Source organism: Bacillus sp. FSL K6-0994 (assembly GCF_038630815.1).
In the GTDB taxonomy this organism is placed as follows: domain Bacteria; phylum Bacillota; class Bacilli; order Bacillales; family Bacillaceae; genus Bacillus; species Bacillus safensis.
This window is the reverse complement of sequence record NZ_CP152043.1, coordinates 3,190,134-3,205,073: the sequence shown is the minus strand read 5'-3', so window position 1 is coordinate 3,205,073 and position 14,940 is coordinate 3,190,134. Positions and strand designations below refer to the sequence as shown.

The window sequence follows — 14,940 nt, the reverse complement described above, 5'->3', positions numbered from 1 at the left end:
AACATATGGCAATACAGAACCCTTATGCCGCCTATCAAAAAAATTCTATTGAGACCGCAACACCTGCCGAGTTGACGCTTATGCTTTATGAAGGCTGCTTAAAGTTCATCAGAATAGCGAAGCATGCCATTCAAAAAGAGGATGCAGAAACGAGAAACTTGAACCTGAAAAAGGCTCAAAACATCATTCAAGAATTAAATGTCACCTTAAATCGTTCCTATGACGTATCAAAGAGTATGGCAAGTATGTATGATTACATTTATCGCAGACTGATAGAAGCCAATCTTCAAAATGACGAAGAGATATTGAATGAAGTAGAAGAGTACGTCACTGATTTTCGTGATGCGTGGAAGGAAGTCATTCAAACCGATCGAAAAGGCCGTCACCACTCTATCGGGGGCTCTCTATGAGTATTGTGGACCAGCTGCATGATCAAACATTAAAAATGGCAGCCGAAATAGCGGAAAATCCGCAAAGTGACACACTGGTTGAAGACTTTGATGCCTTTTTAATTGAGAGAGACGAATTAATGAGAGATATACAGCATGAATTGACGGATCAAGAAAAAGAGAAAATCCGCGAAATCATCCAAACAGATCAACAGATGGCGAAGCAATTAACGGTTATCCAAAATGGAATAAAGGCAGATATTCAAGCCATACAAAAAAAGAAAACAAAACAGCTGAATTATCAAAATCCATACCAGCCCATAACAAGTGACGGCGTATACTACGATAAACGGAAATAAATAGGTGAGACCTGTGGCGTATCGTTCAAATGACTATATTTTATTAACCACATATTATGAACTTCTATACACAATAGAAGAGAGTCTAAACTATTTAGATGAAATTGAGAAGGATTTTGACAAAACAGAAGGGGATCGGATCTTTAATGATCTGATCCATGCCTTCTTTCATTTAGACACAACACATCCCCTTCTGCTTTCAATTATTGAAAATGATCACTTTGCCAAAACGATTCGTTCGTTTGATCAAATATTTTTAAGTTTTGATGTACTAGCTTTCTATACATTCCCTTCAAATCACTTCCAATCATTCCTGAAAACATACTTTATACCTGAATATAGAAAGTGGATGGATGAAATACATGCCTGTATGAGGCCGTATGTCATTCATTAATTTTTGTCCAATTCAGACCATTCGGAGGAAATTATGAGACTAAAAAATCAATTTTTATTTGGGCTTATTGTCATATGTGTATTGTTTGTCAGTATGTTAGGATTCTCAAGCTTTCTCTATTACAAAACAGATCAATCCTATAAAGCGCTATTAAGCAAGGAAGTGAAGCTTTATCAGACATCGCTGGAATTAGAAACCCTTCTGCAAAAGCAGGAAGCACAGATTAAAACATATGTCGTCGTGCAAGATGCTGAAAATTTGCAGAAAATTGAGCAAACATATGAAGATATTAATAAGAAAACAGCAGAAGCTTCGAAAATGAGTACGGTCAAACAAGCAAAAAATCTATTAGATCAAATCTCAGAAAAAAATTATCTCTACTACACCTCAACGAATCGATTATTTAATTCATTAAATATGCAAAATCAAAAAGAATTCAACACCCGCCTCAGTCAAGAATTACAACCTATCGAACAAGAAATACATACCTTTACAAAAGAATTCGCTCAAAATCAGCTAAAACAACGTGATCAAAAAATCAATCAGCTCAATCAAGATAGTAATCAATTATTGCTTACACTCATTTTGGTCAGTGCAGCGATTATTGTTGGCCTTTTGGTGATTGGGATCAGATTTGTTCATCGCATGACAAAACCAATTGTTTCTGTCACAAATGCCGCAAAAAGGATGGCAGATGGTGATCTTACCCTTGAAGAGATTGAAGTGACCTCTAAAAATGAGATTGGTCAACTCGGCACAGCCTTTAATCAAATGACGGCTCATTTGCGTCAGCTTATTTTGCAGGTGCAAAGCGGATCAAGACAGCTTGCTGATTCTGCTGCTCAATTTGAGGAAACCATCAGTCAAACGATATCGGCTAGTGAGCAGACATCTAGCTCGATTGAACAGGTCAGTGAAGCTTCACGTGAACAATCAGATGCGGTCGGAAAAGTGGCATCCGCCATTCAGGAAGTGTCGACTGGCATGCAAAATGCAGCTGTACACACGTCCGATGTTTCGGGTCACTCAATTTCAGTGACTGAAAAGGCTGAAGAGGGTGCCGCCCTCATTCAACAATTTGTGCAACAAATGAGTTCTATTAAAGAGTCTGTGAATGAACACCATTCCACAATGGCCCATGTGCAAGCGCAGTTTACAGGCATTCAAGATCTGTTAGGTCATATCCATGCCATTGCTGACCAGACGAATTTGCTTGCTTTAAACGCAGCTATAGAAGCAGCAAGAGCGGGAGAACATGGAAGAGGCTTTGCAGTTGTAGCAGATGAAGTGAGGAAACTGGCAGAAGAATCTAGTCAGTTGACAGATCAAATTAGTCAATTACTCGAGAACGTGAACAAAGATACAGAAAGGTCATCACAATCGATGACGAAGGTTGAGCGGGATGTAGCAGAGGGTGTAAAAGTATCACAATTATCTGAACAAAGCTTCCATGAAATCTTGGAATCTATTCGTGATATTTCAATGAAAGCAGAAGAGCTGTCAGCCACTGCAGAACAAATTTCTGCTAGTACAGAGGAAATTTCTCAAACGGTTGGTTTCATTGAAGAAGGTGCGAAACGAAACTCAGAAGAAACAGAGTACATGTCTGCTGCTGTTGAAGAATCATTAGCGGCCAATGAAGAGATGAAAGCGGCTGCGGAGGATCTAAAATCCTTATCTCAATCGCTGAAAACATCGATTTCATCTTTTACCATTTAATGTACGCTGGTCTTTTTCAAGAATCAGCCGAATATATATTCATCACCTATCAAGCAACAGTTGAAGCACCGCAAAATTCGACAAATTTCAATAAATATTCACATTTTTTTTACGTTTGAGCAGGAGAAAAGGAGGGAAAAGTAGAAATAGGTTTACATATCCTTAATTTTAAAGGAGGCGTTCTTTACATGAATTACAATGTCAGAGGAGAAAACATCGACGTAACACCTGCACTAAGAGATCATGTCGAGAAAAAAATTGGAAAGCTGGAGCGTTATTTTGAGACAGATGTAGATGCTTCAGTCAACGTGAACTTGAAGTTTTACAACGATCAAGAATCTAAAGTTGAGGTTACCATTCCAATGACTGATCTAGCACTTCGAGCTGAGGTGCATAATGAGGATATGTACAATGCAGTAGACCTAGCAACCAGTAAATTAGAACGTCAAATTAGAAAACACAAAACAAAAGTAAACCGTAAATTCCGCGAGCAAGGTGCCAAAAAGCACTTATTTGCTGGAGGAAATGGTACGGCTGAAGTAGCAGTTCAAGATGACGAAGAGATTGATGAAACAGAAATCGTCAGACAAAAACGTTTCAACTTAAAGCCGATGGATAGTGAAGAGGCCATTCTCCAAATGAACATGTTAGGTCATAGTTTCTTCGTTTTCACAAATGCTGAGACAAATTTGACCAATGTGGTTTATCGCCGAAATGACGGTAAATATGGACTCATTGAGCCAAACGCTTAAATATCAGTTGATGCTGATTCAAAAACAACCTAAATAAAGTAAACCCGTTCCCTTCATAAGGGGCGGGTTTTTTGTGCGAAATTATGGCAAATTCTTTGGAAATGAAAGAAGGTATGGTATGATAAATGCAGGTAAATATGGACCTGTCAAACTTTTGGACATGCCGAAAAATTGCATGAAATAGAGGAGCGTTATTATATGCTTGGAATCTTAAACAAAGTGTTTGATCCTACGAAACGTACGATCAGCCGATATGAAAAAAAGGCAAATGAAATCGAAGCTCTCGCTCAAGATTTTGAAAAATTATCTGACGAGGCTTTACGAAATAAAACGATTGAATTTAAAGAAAAACTTGAAAAAGGACAATCGGTGGATGACCTGCTGGTTGAAGCATTTGCAACGGTTCGCGAGGCATCCCGCCGCGTAACAGGAATGTTCCCGTTTAAGGTGCAGCTCATGGGGGGCATCGCGCTTCATGAAGGTAACATCGCTGAAATGAAAACAGGTGAAGGTAAAACATTGACATCAACAATGCCTGTTTATTTAAATGCTCTTTCTGGAAAAGGCGTCCACATCGTGACAGTCAACGAATATTTGGCAAGCCGTGATGCGCAGGAAATGGGCAAAATTTTTGAGTTTCTTGGTTTAACAGTCGGCTTAAACTTAAACAGCTTAGACAAAGATGAAAAAAGAGAAGCGTATGCCGCTGATATCACGTATTCAACAAACAATGAACTCGGCTTTGACTATTTACGGGATAACATGGTGCTTTACAAAGAGCAAATGGTTCAGAGACCACTTCATTATGCCGTGATCGATGAGGTTGACTCCATTTTAATTGATGAAGCGAGAACACCTCTTATTATTTCTGGACAAGCTGCGAAATCAACAAAGCTTTATGTACAAGCCAATGCATTTGTCCGCACATTAAAAATCGAAGATGATTTCACGTATGATATTAAAACAAAAAGTGTGCAGCTGACTGAAAGCGGAATGACGAAGGCGGAAAAAGCATTCGGCATTGAGAACTTGTTTGATGTCAAACATGTCGCGCTGAACCATCACATCGCTCAGGCGCTGAAGGCACATGTTGCGATGCAAAAAGACGTGGATTATGTAGTAGAAGAAGGCCAAGTAGTCATCGTTGACTCCTTCACAGGACGTTTAATGAAAGGACGCCGTTATAGTGAAGGTCTGCATCAAGCCATCGAGGCAAAAGAAGGTCTTGAAGTGCAGAACGAAAGCATGACACTAGCAACAATTACGTTCCAGAACTACTTCCGTATGTATGAAAAATTATCTGGTATGACTGGTACAGCAAAAACAGAAGAAGAAGAATTCCGTAACATTTACAACATGCAGGTTGTCTCAATCCCGACCAACCAGCCAGTTGTTCGTGATGACAGACCTGATTTAATTTACCGCACAATGGATGGTAAATTTAAAGCAGTGGCTGAGGATGTTGCGCAGCGCTATATGACAGGGCAGCCAGTTCTTGTCGGAACAGTTGCAGTTGAGACATCTGAGCTTATTTCTAAGCTGCTTAAAAATAAAGGCATTCCTCATCAAGTGTTAAACGCAAAAAACCATGAGCGTGAAGCACAAATTATTGAAGAGGCTGGTCAAAAAGGTGCTGTGACCATTGCGACAAACATGGCAGGACGTGGTACAGACATCAAGCTTGGCGAAGGTGTAAAAGAACTTGGAGGTCTGGCTGTTATCGGGACAGAGCGTCATGAATCCCGTCGTATTGATAACCAGCTTCGCGGACGTTCTGGACGTCAAGGAGACCCAGGGATTACCCAATTCTATCTCTCCATGGAAGATGAATTGATGCGCCGATTTGGTGCAGAGCGGACGATGGCGATGCTTGACCGCTTTGGCATGGATGATTCTACACCAATCCAAAGTAAAATGGTGTCTAAAGCCGTTGAATCATCTCAAAAACGTGTAGAGGGGAACAACTTTGATTCCCGTAAGCAGCTTCTGCAATATGACGATGTGCTTCGTCAACAGCGTGAAGTAATCTACAAACAGCGTTTTGAAGTCATCGATTCTGACAACTTAAAATCAATTGTCATCAATATGATCCAATCTTCAATTGAGCGTGCGGTGGGATCTTATACGCCAAAAGAGGAGCTGCCTGAAGAATGGAAACTAGATGGTCTTGTTGAATTAATCAACACGAACTATTTAGACGAAGGTGCCATTACGGTCAAAGATATCTTCGGTAAAGAAGCAGATGAAATCACAACCTTCATCATGGATCGTATTAAAGAAAAATACGATGCAAAAGAAGAAACATTTGGCGAAGAACAAATGCGTGAATTTGAAAAAGTCATCGTTCTTCGTGCGGTGGATTCGAAGTGGATGGACCATATCGATGCAATGGATCAGCTGCGTCAAGGGATTCATTTACGTGCGTACGCACAAACGAATCCGCTTCGTGAATACCAAATGGAAGGATTTGCGATGTTTGAGCATATGGTTGCTTCAATTGAAGATGACGTGGCCAAGTATGTCTTGAAATCAGAAATCCAAAACAACCTAGAACGTGAAGAAGTGGTTCAAGGTCAAACAACGGCTCATCAGCCGCAAGAGGGCGATGAGGAGAAGACAGTGAAGAAGAAGCCGGTACGTAAAGTCGTAGACATTGGACGAAACTCCCCATGTCACTGCGGAAGCGGCAAGAAATATAAAAATTGTCATGGGAAGACAGAATAAGTAATGGAAAGAGGTGAAAACCTCTTTCTATTCATGTCAGCCCCCATACATCTATGAGGTGAAGGATATGGAATTAGTAGAAATTAGACAAGAGCTTGAAAATATGGCTAGCAGGCTAGCTGATTTTAGGGGGTCTCTTTGACTTAGAAACAAAAGAGGCCAAAATCGCAGAGCTTGAAGCGACGATGTCAGAGGCTGATTTTTGGAATGATCAGCAAAAGGCTCAAGGCGTTATCAATGAAGCCAATGCACTGAAGGATTCTGTGAATTCCTATCATGAGCTCAGTGAATCGCATGAAGAGCTGCAAATGACGCATGACTTATTAAAGGAAGATTATGACGAGGAGCTTCATGCAGAGCTTGAAAAAGAGCTGAAGAACTTAACGAAGCAGTTTAACGAATTTGAGCTGCAGCTTCTCTTAAGCGAACCTTATGATAAAAACAATGCCATTCTGGAGCTTCACCCAGGTGCAGGCGGTACTGAATCACAGGACTGGGGTTCTATGCTTCTGCGAATGTACACTCGCTGGGCAGAGCGCAGAGGCTTTAAGGTCGAAACGCTTGATTACCTTCCAGGTGATGAAGCAGGAATTAAGTCTGTGACTTTGCTTATCAAAGGGCATAACGCGTACGGTTACTTAAAAGCTGAAAAAGGTGTCCATCGTTTGGTTCGTATTTCTCCTTTTGATTCTTCTGGCCGCAGACATACATCCTTCGTTTCATGTGATGTCATGCCGGAATTCAATGAAGAAATTGATATTGATATTCGGACAGAGGATATCAAGGTAGATACGTATCGTGCAAGCGGAGCAGGCGGGCAGCACGTCAATACGACGGACTCTGCTGTTCGTATCACACACATTCCAACGAATGTCGTCGTGACGTGCCAAACAGAAAGATCACAAATTAAAAACAGAGAACGTGCGATGAAAATGCTGAAATCGAAACTTTATCAAAAACGGATCGAAGAACAGCAGGCAGAATTGGATGAAATCAGAGGAGAGCAGAAAGAAATTGGCTGGGGAAGCCAAATCCGCTCTTATGTATTCCACCCTTATTCTCTTGTGAAAGACCATCGAACCAATACGGAGATGGGAAATGTTCAAGCGGTGATGGATGGAGATTTAGATTCATTTATCGATGCGTACTTACGTTCGAAATTATCATAAAAACTCGGCTTCTTGCCGGGTTTTTTTAATTGTGAGAAAATATAATGAATATAAAGGTATACATACGACATACTGATTCTATATCCTTTGTATGATGAAATTAGCAAATAAAGGGGGAAATATTTTGGGATTAACACCATTGCAAGAAACGTGGGATTTAGATGCCTTTTTTAAAGGAGGCAGTTCTTCACCAGAATTTAAGACATACCTGCAAAACATTCAGCAGCTACTAGATGAATTACTACAAAAGGTGGAGGCCTTTTCAAAAGAAAATACACACATTGAAAGCCAATTAACGTCTGTCCTTGACGCGTATGAAACTACATATAAAAAATTGTCTCAAGCAGGTTCATTTGTATCCTGCCTACAAGCTCAAAATACGAAGGATATGAAGGCAGGCAGCCTTCGAGGTACGATTGCCAACCTAGAAGCTGATTTAGGAACCATCCTTGCACTGTTTGATCAAGCGCTAGCTGCTATCCCTGCAAACAAGTGGGAAGAATTGATGAATTCAGCAGCCTTTTCAGATGTCCGCTACATATTAAATGAGCGAAGAGACCGTGTGAAGGATCAATTACCTGTTGAACAAGAAACGCTGATTCAAAAGCTGGCTGTAGATGGGTACCATGCGTGGGATGAGCTTTATTCCAGCTTAGTCAATAAAATTACCATTCCGTTTGAACAGCATGGAGAAACGCAGATGATCTCTGTAGGCCAAGCAGAAAATGCTATGGATGATTCAGATCGTGAAGTCAGAAAGGCCGTTTATCACAACCTAGAGCATGCATGGAAGCAGGATGAACATTTATTTGCTAGTACGCTCAATCACCTTGCTGGTTTTCGTTTGCAAGTGTATGAAGCAAGGGGCTGGGATCACATTTTAAAAGAACCGCTTGAAATTTGCCGGATGAAACAAGAAACCCTTGATGCAATGTGGTCTGTGATTGATGAACATAAGCAGCCATTCATTGATTATTTACACCGAAAAGCTGACATGCTTGGAGTGGATAAACTGAGCTGGTTCGATGTTGGGGCTCCTATCGGCAGTGAGACCAAAATCTATCCTTATCAAGAAGCAGCTGCTTTTATTGTGAAACATTTCGCAGGATTTGGAGAAGAGCTCGCTGCTTTTACAGAAAAAGCCTTTAATGAACGCTGGGTAGAAGCTGAGGACCGTCCAAACAAACGGGTAGGCGGCTTTTGTACAAATTTCCCTGACAGCGGAGAATCACGTATTTTTATGACTTTCTCAGGAAGTCCATCCAATGTGGCGACACTAGCGCATGAGCTTGGTCATTCGTTCCATCAGGAAGTGATGCAGGATGTTCGCATACTGAATCGCAAATACGCAATGAATGTAGCTGAAACAGCGTCGACATTCGCAGAAATGATTGTAGCTGATGCCTCATTAAAAGAAGCCGCAAATGAAGAGGAGCGGCTCAGCCTGTTAGAGGATAAGCTGCAGCGCAGTGTAGCTTTCTTCATGAACATTCAATCTCGTTTCTTATTTGAACAGCGCTTTTATGAAGAGCGTAAACAAGGAGAAGTGCCGGCTGACAGATTGAATGAATTGATGGTCGAAGCGCAGAAGGAAGCGTTCGGTGACTCATTAGATGAATACCATCCGCATTTCTGGGCTTCTAAGCTGCATTTCCATATCACGAATGTTCCATTTTATAATTTTCCATACACCTTTGGATACATGTTCTCGTTAGGAATTTACGCAAAAGCATTGCAGGCTGGTACATCGTTTGAAGAGAAATACATTGCATTATTAAAGGATACTGCTTCAATGACAGTAGAAGATTTAGCCAAAAAGCATCTAGGCGTTGACCTTACCCAAAAAGCATTTTGGGAAGAAGCCATTCGTTTGGCTGTAGCAGATGCTGAAGAATTTTTAGAGGTGACAAAAAAATAAAAAATGAAAAGCTCCTATTATGGGAGCTTTTTTGCTGGCTTCAGCCAGTCAAGCATTGTCTGGATGAGATCATTTTGCTGCGACAGGGCTGGAATGTCCGCTGGCTGATCCCCTTTTTGTTTGCCATACATGCCAAACTGCGCATGATTTCCGCCTTTTATTTCATGAAAAACGGTTTGAGACGGCAGATTTGCTTTCGATTTTTCGATTTTTTCTTGTGTTGCCAGCCCATCCTTTTCACCTGAAATAGAAAGGATTTTTAGTGACGATTGTTTCAGGTCATCTGATGCTGGATAAGATGCTAGGAAAAAGAGTCCATCGAGCTTGCTCTGATTTTTTTCTGCAAACATAGCGGCAGCTGCCCCGCCAAGTGAATGTCCGCCAATATACCAGTGTTTGATCGATTGGTGATCTTTGATGATGTCCTGCGCTTTGTTTGGATTGAAGATCGCAAAGGAAAATGGCATGTCAGGGATAAAGACAGAGTAGCCTTTTTTCATCAGCGTATCCCCGATATAGGCATACGCAAGTGGTTCCACCTTTGCCCCAGGATAGAGAATGATGCCAGTATCACTTTTTGATGCTTCAAATGTATAAACATTGTTTTTATGTTCCACTTGCTCCATGTTTACTTGTTTTTTTAATGCTTCTGATGGTCCATATGTAAAGCGGCTCCATGTATAGAAAGCACCAAAAGCTAAGATGATCAGTGCAAGTAATGTCATACCTGTTATCTTCAGTATTTTCTTCATCGCATGCCCCTTCTTTCTCATGTACATATTAAATATACCATCAATTCATCCTATGCCAACCGGCAAGTACGCTATTCCGTCTGTGTGATAAAGTATTAATCCATTAGCACTGCATTTGGCTGTTATTTACAATCGTTTTAAGAGGGATTAAAATAGGTGTGCATTCAGAAGTAACGGAGGAAGAAAGACATGAAGCAGGGACATTCACAATTTTGGATCGAAGTGAAAAATTATTTGTTCATTTTAATCGGATCTGCCATCGTGGCGATTGGTTTTAATACGTTATTATTACCGAATCAGATTGCAGCAGGCGGTGTGAGCGGCATTAGTACCATTATGCAGTCATTCGGCTTTGAAGCGGCGTATGTGCAATGGGGGCTTAATATTCCCCTGTTTATCGCTGGCTTTTATTTATTAGGCGGTACATTTGGAGTGAAAACACTCGTTGGCTCGATTTTTTTACCTTTCATGGTGTTTGTCACAAGACATATTGCACCTGTCACACATGAAGCACTGCTGGCGGCTATATTTGGCGGTGTGGTCATTGGGATCGGAATAGGGCTCGTGTTCCTTGGGAATGGATCAACGGGTGGAACAGCACTCGCTGCCAAAATCATCAATAAGTACACAGGACTCACGCTAGGCACCTGTTTAGCGATGATGGATGGCTTGATTGTTCTGGCTGCGATGACGGTCTTTGGAATTGAAGAGGGGCTGTACGCGGTCATTGGTGTGTTTATTTCTAGTAAAACGATTGATGTGGTACAGGCTGGCTTCAGTCATTCAAAAATGGCAATGATCATTACAGGGCATGAAGATGAGGTCAGACAGGCGGTTTTTGATCAAATTGACCGCGGTGTGACGAAGATCTCAGCAGTCGGAGGATATACCGATCATGACCGCCCAATTTTGATGTGTGTCGTTGGGCAGTCACAATTCACAAAGTTGAAACAAGTGGTGAAAGCAATCGATGCATCAGCATTTGTCATCGTGATGGATGCAAAAGAGGTGCTTGGTGAGGGTTTTAAAAGGGCATAAACAAGGATATAATAGCGTTGACCAAATGATTGTAAGGGAGGGAAATAGATGAAAAAAAGCGGATTAACGATGCTGTTTGCAGCGATGCTTCTTGTTCTCGCGGCTTGTGGAGGAAATTCAAGCAGCAGCGACAAAGAAGGCAGCAAAAGTGCATCATCTGTGAGCAGTGGTGAGGAGATCTATCAGCAAAACTGTATCGGCTGTCATGGGAAAGACCTATCTGGCGGAGGCGGTCCAAGCCTGAAGGAAGTAGGGAAGAAATATAATGAAAGCCAAATCGCAGATATTGCGCAAAACGGTAAAGGCTCTATGCCAAGCGGTATGGTAGATGAGAAGCAGGCAAAAGAAGTAGCAAAATGGCTTGCAGAGAAAAAATAAAACCTTTGTCTAATCGACAAGGTTTTTTTGTTTTTTTATATGTAGAAAAAGACTTTTGGATAGTATGAAAACGCATTATATTAAATTTTATTTAAAAAATAAGGGTATAAAGGCATGTTTTTCGGTTTTGATTGTTCTATTTACCTTTTATTTATAAGTTTTGAAATATAAATGTAATACCATTGCGTCGATTCATGACGTATAATTGGAGTTGTTGAAATTTAGACGATTCAATTTTTTCATCTTTTTGGATGAAAAGGACATAAATTGTTAGTAAGTATCGAAGGGTATGTGCGTGACCATACATAACGTTTTTTGACGAGAAGTGTCAAAACATCATGATAAGCTGTTAGTCAGCGAATAAGAAAAGATTAGGTGATTACATGATTCAAATGAAGGAAGTCTACAAGATCTATCCTAATGGCGTAAAGGCGATCAATGGAATCAATGTCTCTATCCATCCAGGAGAGTTTGTGTATGTTGTTGGTCCCAGTGGTGCTGGTAAATCCACTTTCATCAAAATGATGTATCGTGAAGAGAAGCCAACCAAAGGGCAAATCTTAATTAATAACAAAGATTTAGGCTCAATGAAGGAAAAAGAAATTCCTTACGTAAGAAGAGAAATTGGCGTAGTATTCCAAGATTTCAAGCTGCTCCCAACTCTTACTGTGTTTGAGAACGTAGCATTTGCTCTTGAAGTGATTGGTGAACAGCCTCATATCATTAAGAAAAAAGTGCTTGATGTTCTCGATCTGGTTCAGCTAAAGCACAGAGCGCGTCAATTTCCTGACCAGCTGTCCGGCGGTGAACAGCAGCGTGTGTCTATCGCCCGCTCGATTGTTAATAGCCCTGAGGTCGTCATTGCAGATGAGCCGACAGGAAACCTTGATCCAGACACTTCTTGGGAAATCATGAAGACGCTCGAAGAGATTAATAACCGCGGAACAACAGTGGTTATGGCGACACACAACAAAGAAATTGTAAACACCATGAAGAAACGCGTCATCGCAATCGAAGATGGAATGATTGTGCGTGACGAAGCAAGAGGGGAGTACGGAATTTATGATTAAAACTCTCTCGCGGCATTTACGTGAGAGCTTCCGTTCACTTGGAAGAAACACGTGGATGACATTTGCATCAATTAGTGCGGTTACTGTCACATTGATTTTAGTTGGGGTTTTCCTTGTGATTATGCTCAACTTGAATAACATGGCATCGAACGCTGAAAAAGAAGTAGAAGTAAAAGTATTAATCGAATTAACGGCGAATCAAAAGCAACAGGATGAATTAAAAGCAGAAATTGAAAAGATTCCTGAAATCAGTAATGTGAAGTACTCATCTAAGGATGACGAACTGAAAGCACTGATTAAAAGCTTCGGAGAAAATGGACAATCCATGGGACTTGTTGATCAAGAAAATCCATTAAACGATGCGTTTATTGTGAAAACAACAGATCCTCACGATACACCAAAAGTAGCAAAGAAATTAGAAAACCTAAAGGGTACATATAAAGTAACCTATGGAAAAGAAGAGGTCAGCCGACTCTTCAATGTAGTTGGAGTAGCGCGTAATGTCGGCATTGTGCTCATTATTGGGCTGTTATTTACAGCTATGTTCTTAATCTCCAATACGATCAAAATTACGATTTTTGCTAGACGTAAAGAAATTGAGATTATGAAGCTGGTAGGTGCAACGAACTGGTTTATCCGCTGGCCATTCTTCATTGAAGGATTATTGCTTGGTGTATTTGGTTCCATTATACCAATTGCCCTATTGCTTGGCACGTATCAATATGCAGTTGGCTGGGTCGCACCGAGAGTACAAGGCTCATTTATTTCCATGCTTCCATACAATCCGTTTGTCTATCAAGTATCACTGGTCCTGCTAGTGATCGGTGCAATCATTGGTGTATGGGGAAGCTTAACGTCTATCCGTAAATTCTTAAAAGTATAAATATATTTTGATGGCAGCATTCGAGGATTCTATAGAAGATGTGACCGGTTGAACCGATTCATCCGGTCGGCTCTTCATGTCGACAGTTGTCATGGGAGGGGAATATCGTTTTGAAAAGAAAGCTGATGATGGCTGGAATGGCAGCGTTTATTGGAACAACGTGGCTATACATTCCAGGGAACGAGAATCGTGCATTCGCATACGAAGACCTAGATCAAAAACGTCAACAAATCGAAGAGAAAACATCGAAGACTGAATCAAGCTTGAAGAAGAAGAAATCAGAGCTGGCAAAGCTTGAAAAGAAAGAATCAAAGCTCAAGAAAGAAATTGAACAAATTGACCAAAAGGTAAGTACTGCAACTGAAAAAGTCGCTGAAAAAGAGAAAGAAGTTAAAAAAACGAAGCAAGAAATCAAGAAGCTAAAAAAAGACATTCAAGTCATCAATGAGCGAATTGAAAAAAGAAAAGCCATTTTCAAAGACCGGATTCGTTCAATGCAAAAAAGCGGCGGTACGATCAACTATTTAGATGTGCTGCTAGGTGCTCGCAGCTTTAGTGATTTTGTCGGTCGTGTTGGAGCTGTCACAACAATTGTCGAAGCAGACAAAGACATGATTACAGAACATGAAAATGATTTAAAGCTGGTGGAGCAAAAAGAAGCAGAGCTAAATAATCAGCTAAGCGGACTTGAAACATCTCTGAAAGAGCTAGAAGCACTGAAAAAAGATTTATCTAAGAAGCACAAAGAAAAAGAACACATTTTAGGTGATGTGACAGATAAAAAAAATCATGCACATGATGAACTAGGCAAGCTTGAGAATGAACAAGAAATCCTAGCGAACCAAAAAGCGGCTGTGAAATCTGAGGAAGCACACCGACAAAAGGAAGAAGCGAAGAAAGCAAAACAAGCAGCTGAAAAAAATGCACCTGCACCTCACAGCGGCGGCTCAGATCAAGTATCTGATACACCAGCAAGCAGCTCTGGCTTTATTAAACCAGCTGCAGGGCGTTTCTCATCTGGCTTTGGCGGACGTTCTGGCGGAAACCACTTCGGATTAGATATTGCAGCAAAAGGCACAGTTCCTGTCTATGCAGCAGCATCTGGAACAGTCACGAACTCCAGCTACTCATCGAGCTACGGAAATGTTGTGTTCATTACGCACAATATCAATGGACAGACATATCAAACTGTATACGCCCACCTGTCTACAAGAAGTGTGTCAACTGGACAGAGAGTCGAACAAGGACAATTCCTTGGATATATGGGAAATACCGGCCAATCGCATGGTCAGCATCTTCACTTTGAAATTCATAAAGGATTATGGAATGGCGCAAAATCAAATGCAGTCAATCCAGCGCAATATATCCGCTAATCAAAAAGCCGATAACATGATG

The 14,940-nt window shown here is 40.9% G+C and carries 14 protein-coding genes; 13 read left to right on the top strand and 1 reads right to left on the bottom strand.

Going from position 1 to position 14,940, the window contains the following annotated elements; genetic code table 11:
- Positions 1–5: 5 nt before the first annotated feature.
- The 8 genes from fliS (at position 6) to MHB69_RS16740 (ending at position 9,424) form a co-directional block, all read left to right on the top strand.
- A complete protein-coding gene (gene fliS, locus MHB69_RS16775) occupies positions 6–410 on the top strand; it encodes a flagellar export chaperone FliS (protein ID WP_024423612.1) in 405 nt (134 codons plus the stop codon).
- Positions 407–748 carry a flagella biosynthesis regulatory protein FliT gene (fliT, locus tag MHB69_RS16770; protein ID WP_046313066.1) on the top strand — a complete coding sequence of 114 codons (342 nt, stop codon included), beginning with the start codon at positions 407–409 and terminating at the stop codon, positions 746–748. Before fliS ends, fliT begins: the two co-directional genes overlap by 4 nt.
- Positions 749–761: 13 nt before the next feature.
- Positions 762–1,142 carry a hypothetical protein gene (locus tag MHB69_RS16765; RefSeq protein ID WP_046313067.1) on the top strand — a complete coding sequence of 127 codons (381 nt, stop codon included), beginning with the start codon at positions 762–764 and terminating at the stop codon, positions 1,140–1,142.
- 33 nt (positions 1,143–1,175) lie between these two features.
- Positions 1,176–2,861: a methyl-accepting chemotaxis protein gene (locus tag MHB69_RS16760; protein WP_046313069.1), complete on the top strand. Its 1,686-nt coding sequence runs from the start codon at positions 1,176–1,178 to the stop codon at positions 2,859–2,861.
- 188 nt (positions 2,862–3,049) lie between these two features.
- A complete protein-coding gene (gene raiA / locus MHB69_RS16755) occupies positions 3,050–3,613 on the top strand; it encodes a ribosome-associated translation inhibitor RaiA (protein ID WP_340890739.1) in 564 nt (187 codons plus the stop codon).
- 198 nt (positions 3,614–3,811) lie between these two features.
- Entirely contained in the window at positions 3,812–6,337 is a 2,526-nt protein-coding gene (secA, locus tag MHB69_RS16750; protein WP_034281086.1) for a preprotein translocase subunit SecA, read from the top strand.
- A 67-nt stretch (positions 6,338–6,404) separates the two neighbouring features.
- Positions 6,405–7,506, top strand: a protein-coding gene (gene prfB, locus MHB69_RS16745) for a peptide chain release factor 2 (RefSeq protein WP_098677688.1) whose coding sequence is annotated in 2 segments (ribosomal slippage) — positions 6,405–6,476 and positions 6,478–7,506 — 1,101 coding nt in all. Because the reading frame shifts where the segments join, the coding sequence is not laid out codon by codon here.
- 124 nt (positions 7,507–7,630) lie between these two features.
- Positions 7,631–9,424 (top strand): M3 family oligoendopeptidase, encoded by a 1,794-nt coding sequence (locus tag MHB69_RS16740; RefSeq protein ID WP_144496410.1) that lies wholly within the window; start codon positions 7,631–7,633, stop codon positions 9,422–9,424.
- Between the two features lie 17 nt (positions 9,425–9,441).
- On the opposite strand, the gene MHB69_RS16735 is transcribed toward MHB69_RS16740, so the two are convergent.
- On the bottom strand, positions 9,442–10,176 hold the full coding sequence (locus MHB69_RS16735; protein ID WP_144496409.1) for an alpha/beta fold hydrolase: 735 nt from the start codon (positions 10,174–10,176) through the stop codon (positions 9,442–9,444).
- 189 nt (positions 10,177–10,365) lie between these two features.
- Between MHB69_RS16735 and MHB69_RS16730 the strand changes: the two genes are divergently transcribed.
- The 5 genes from MHB69_RS16730 to MHB69_RS16710 all read left to right on the top strand — a co-directional run bounded on the left by MHB69_RS16730 (position 10,366) and on the right by MHB69_RS16710 (position 14,918).
- Positions 10,366–11,214, top strand: a complete 849-nt coding sequence (locus MHB69_RS16730; protein WP_024426245.1) for a YitT family protein — start codon at positions 10,366–10,368, stop codon at positions 11,212–11,214.
- Positions 11,215–11,262: 48 nt separating this feature from the next.
- Positions 11,263–11,592, top strand: coding sequence for a cytochrome c551 (gene cccB / locus MHB69_RS16725; RefSeq protein WP_024423602.1), 330 nt, complete (start codon positions 11,263–11,265; stop codon positions 11,590–11,592).
- Positions 11,593–11,975: 383 nt separating this feature from the next.
- Positions 11,976–12,662, top strand: coding sequence for a cell division ATP-binding protein FtsE (ftsE, locus tag MHB69_RS16720; RefSeq protein WP_024423601.1), 687 nt, complete (start codon positions 11,976–11,978; stop codon positions 12,660–12,662).
- On the top strand, positions 12,655–13,545 hold the full coding sequence (gene ftsX, locus MHB69_RS16715) for a permease-like cell division protein FtsX (protein ID WP_034281079.1): 891 nt from the start codon (positions 12,655–12,657) through the stop codon (positions 13,543–13,545). Before ftsE ends, ftsX begins: the two co-directional genes overlap by 8 nt.
- A 110-nt stretch (positions 13,546–13,655) precedes the next feature.
- The gene (locus MHB69_RS16710) at positions 13,656–14,918 is read left to right on the top strand and encodes a M23 family metallopeptidase (protein ID WP_024423599.1); all 1,263 of its coding nucleotides are present in this window, start codon (positions 13,656–13,658) and stop codon (positions 14,916–14,918) included.
- Positions 14,919–14,940 lie beyond the last annotated feature (22 nt).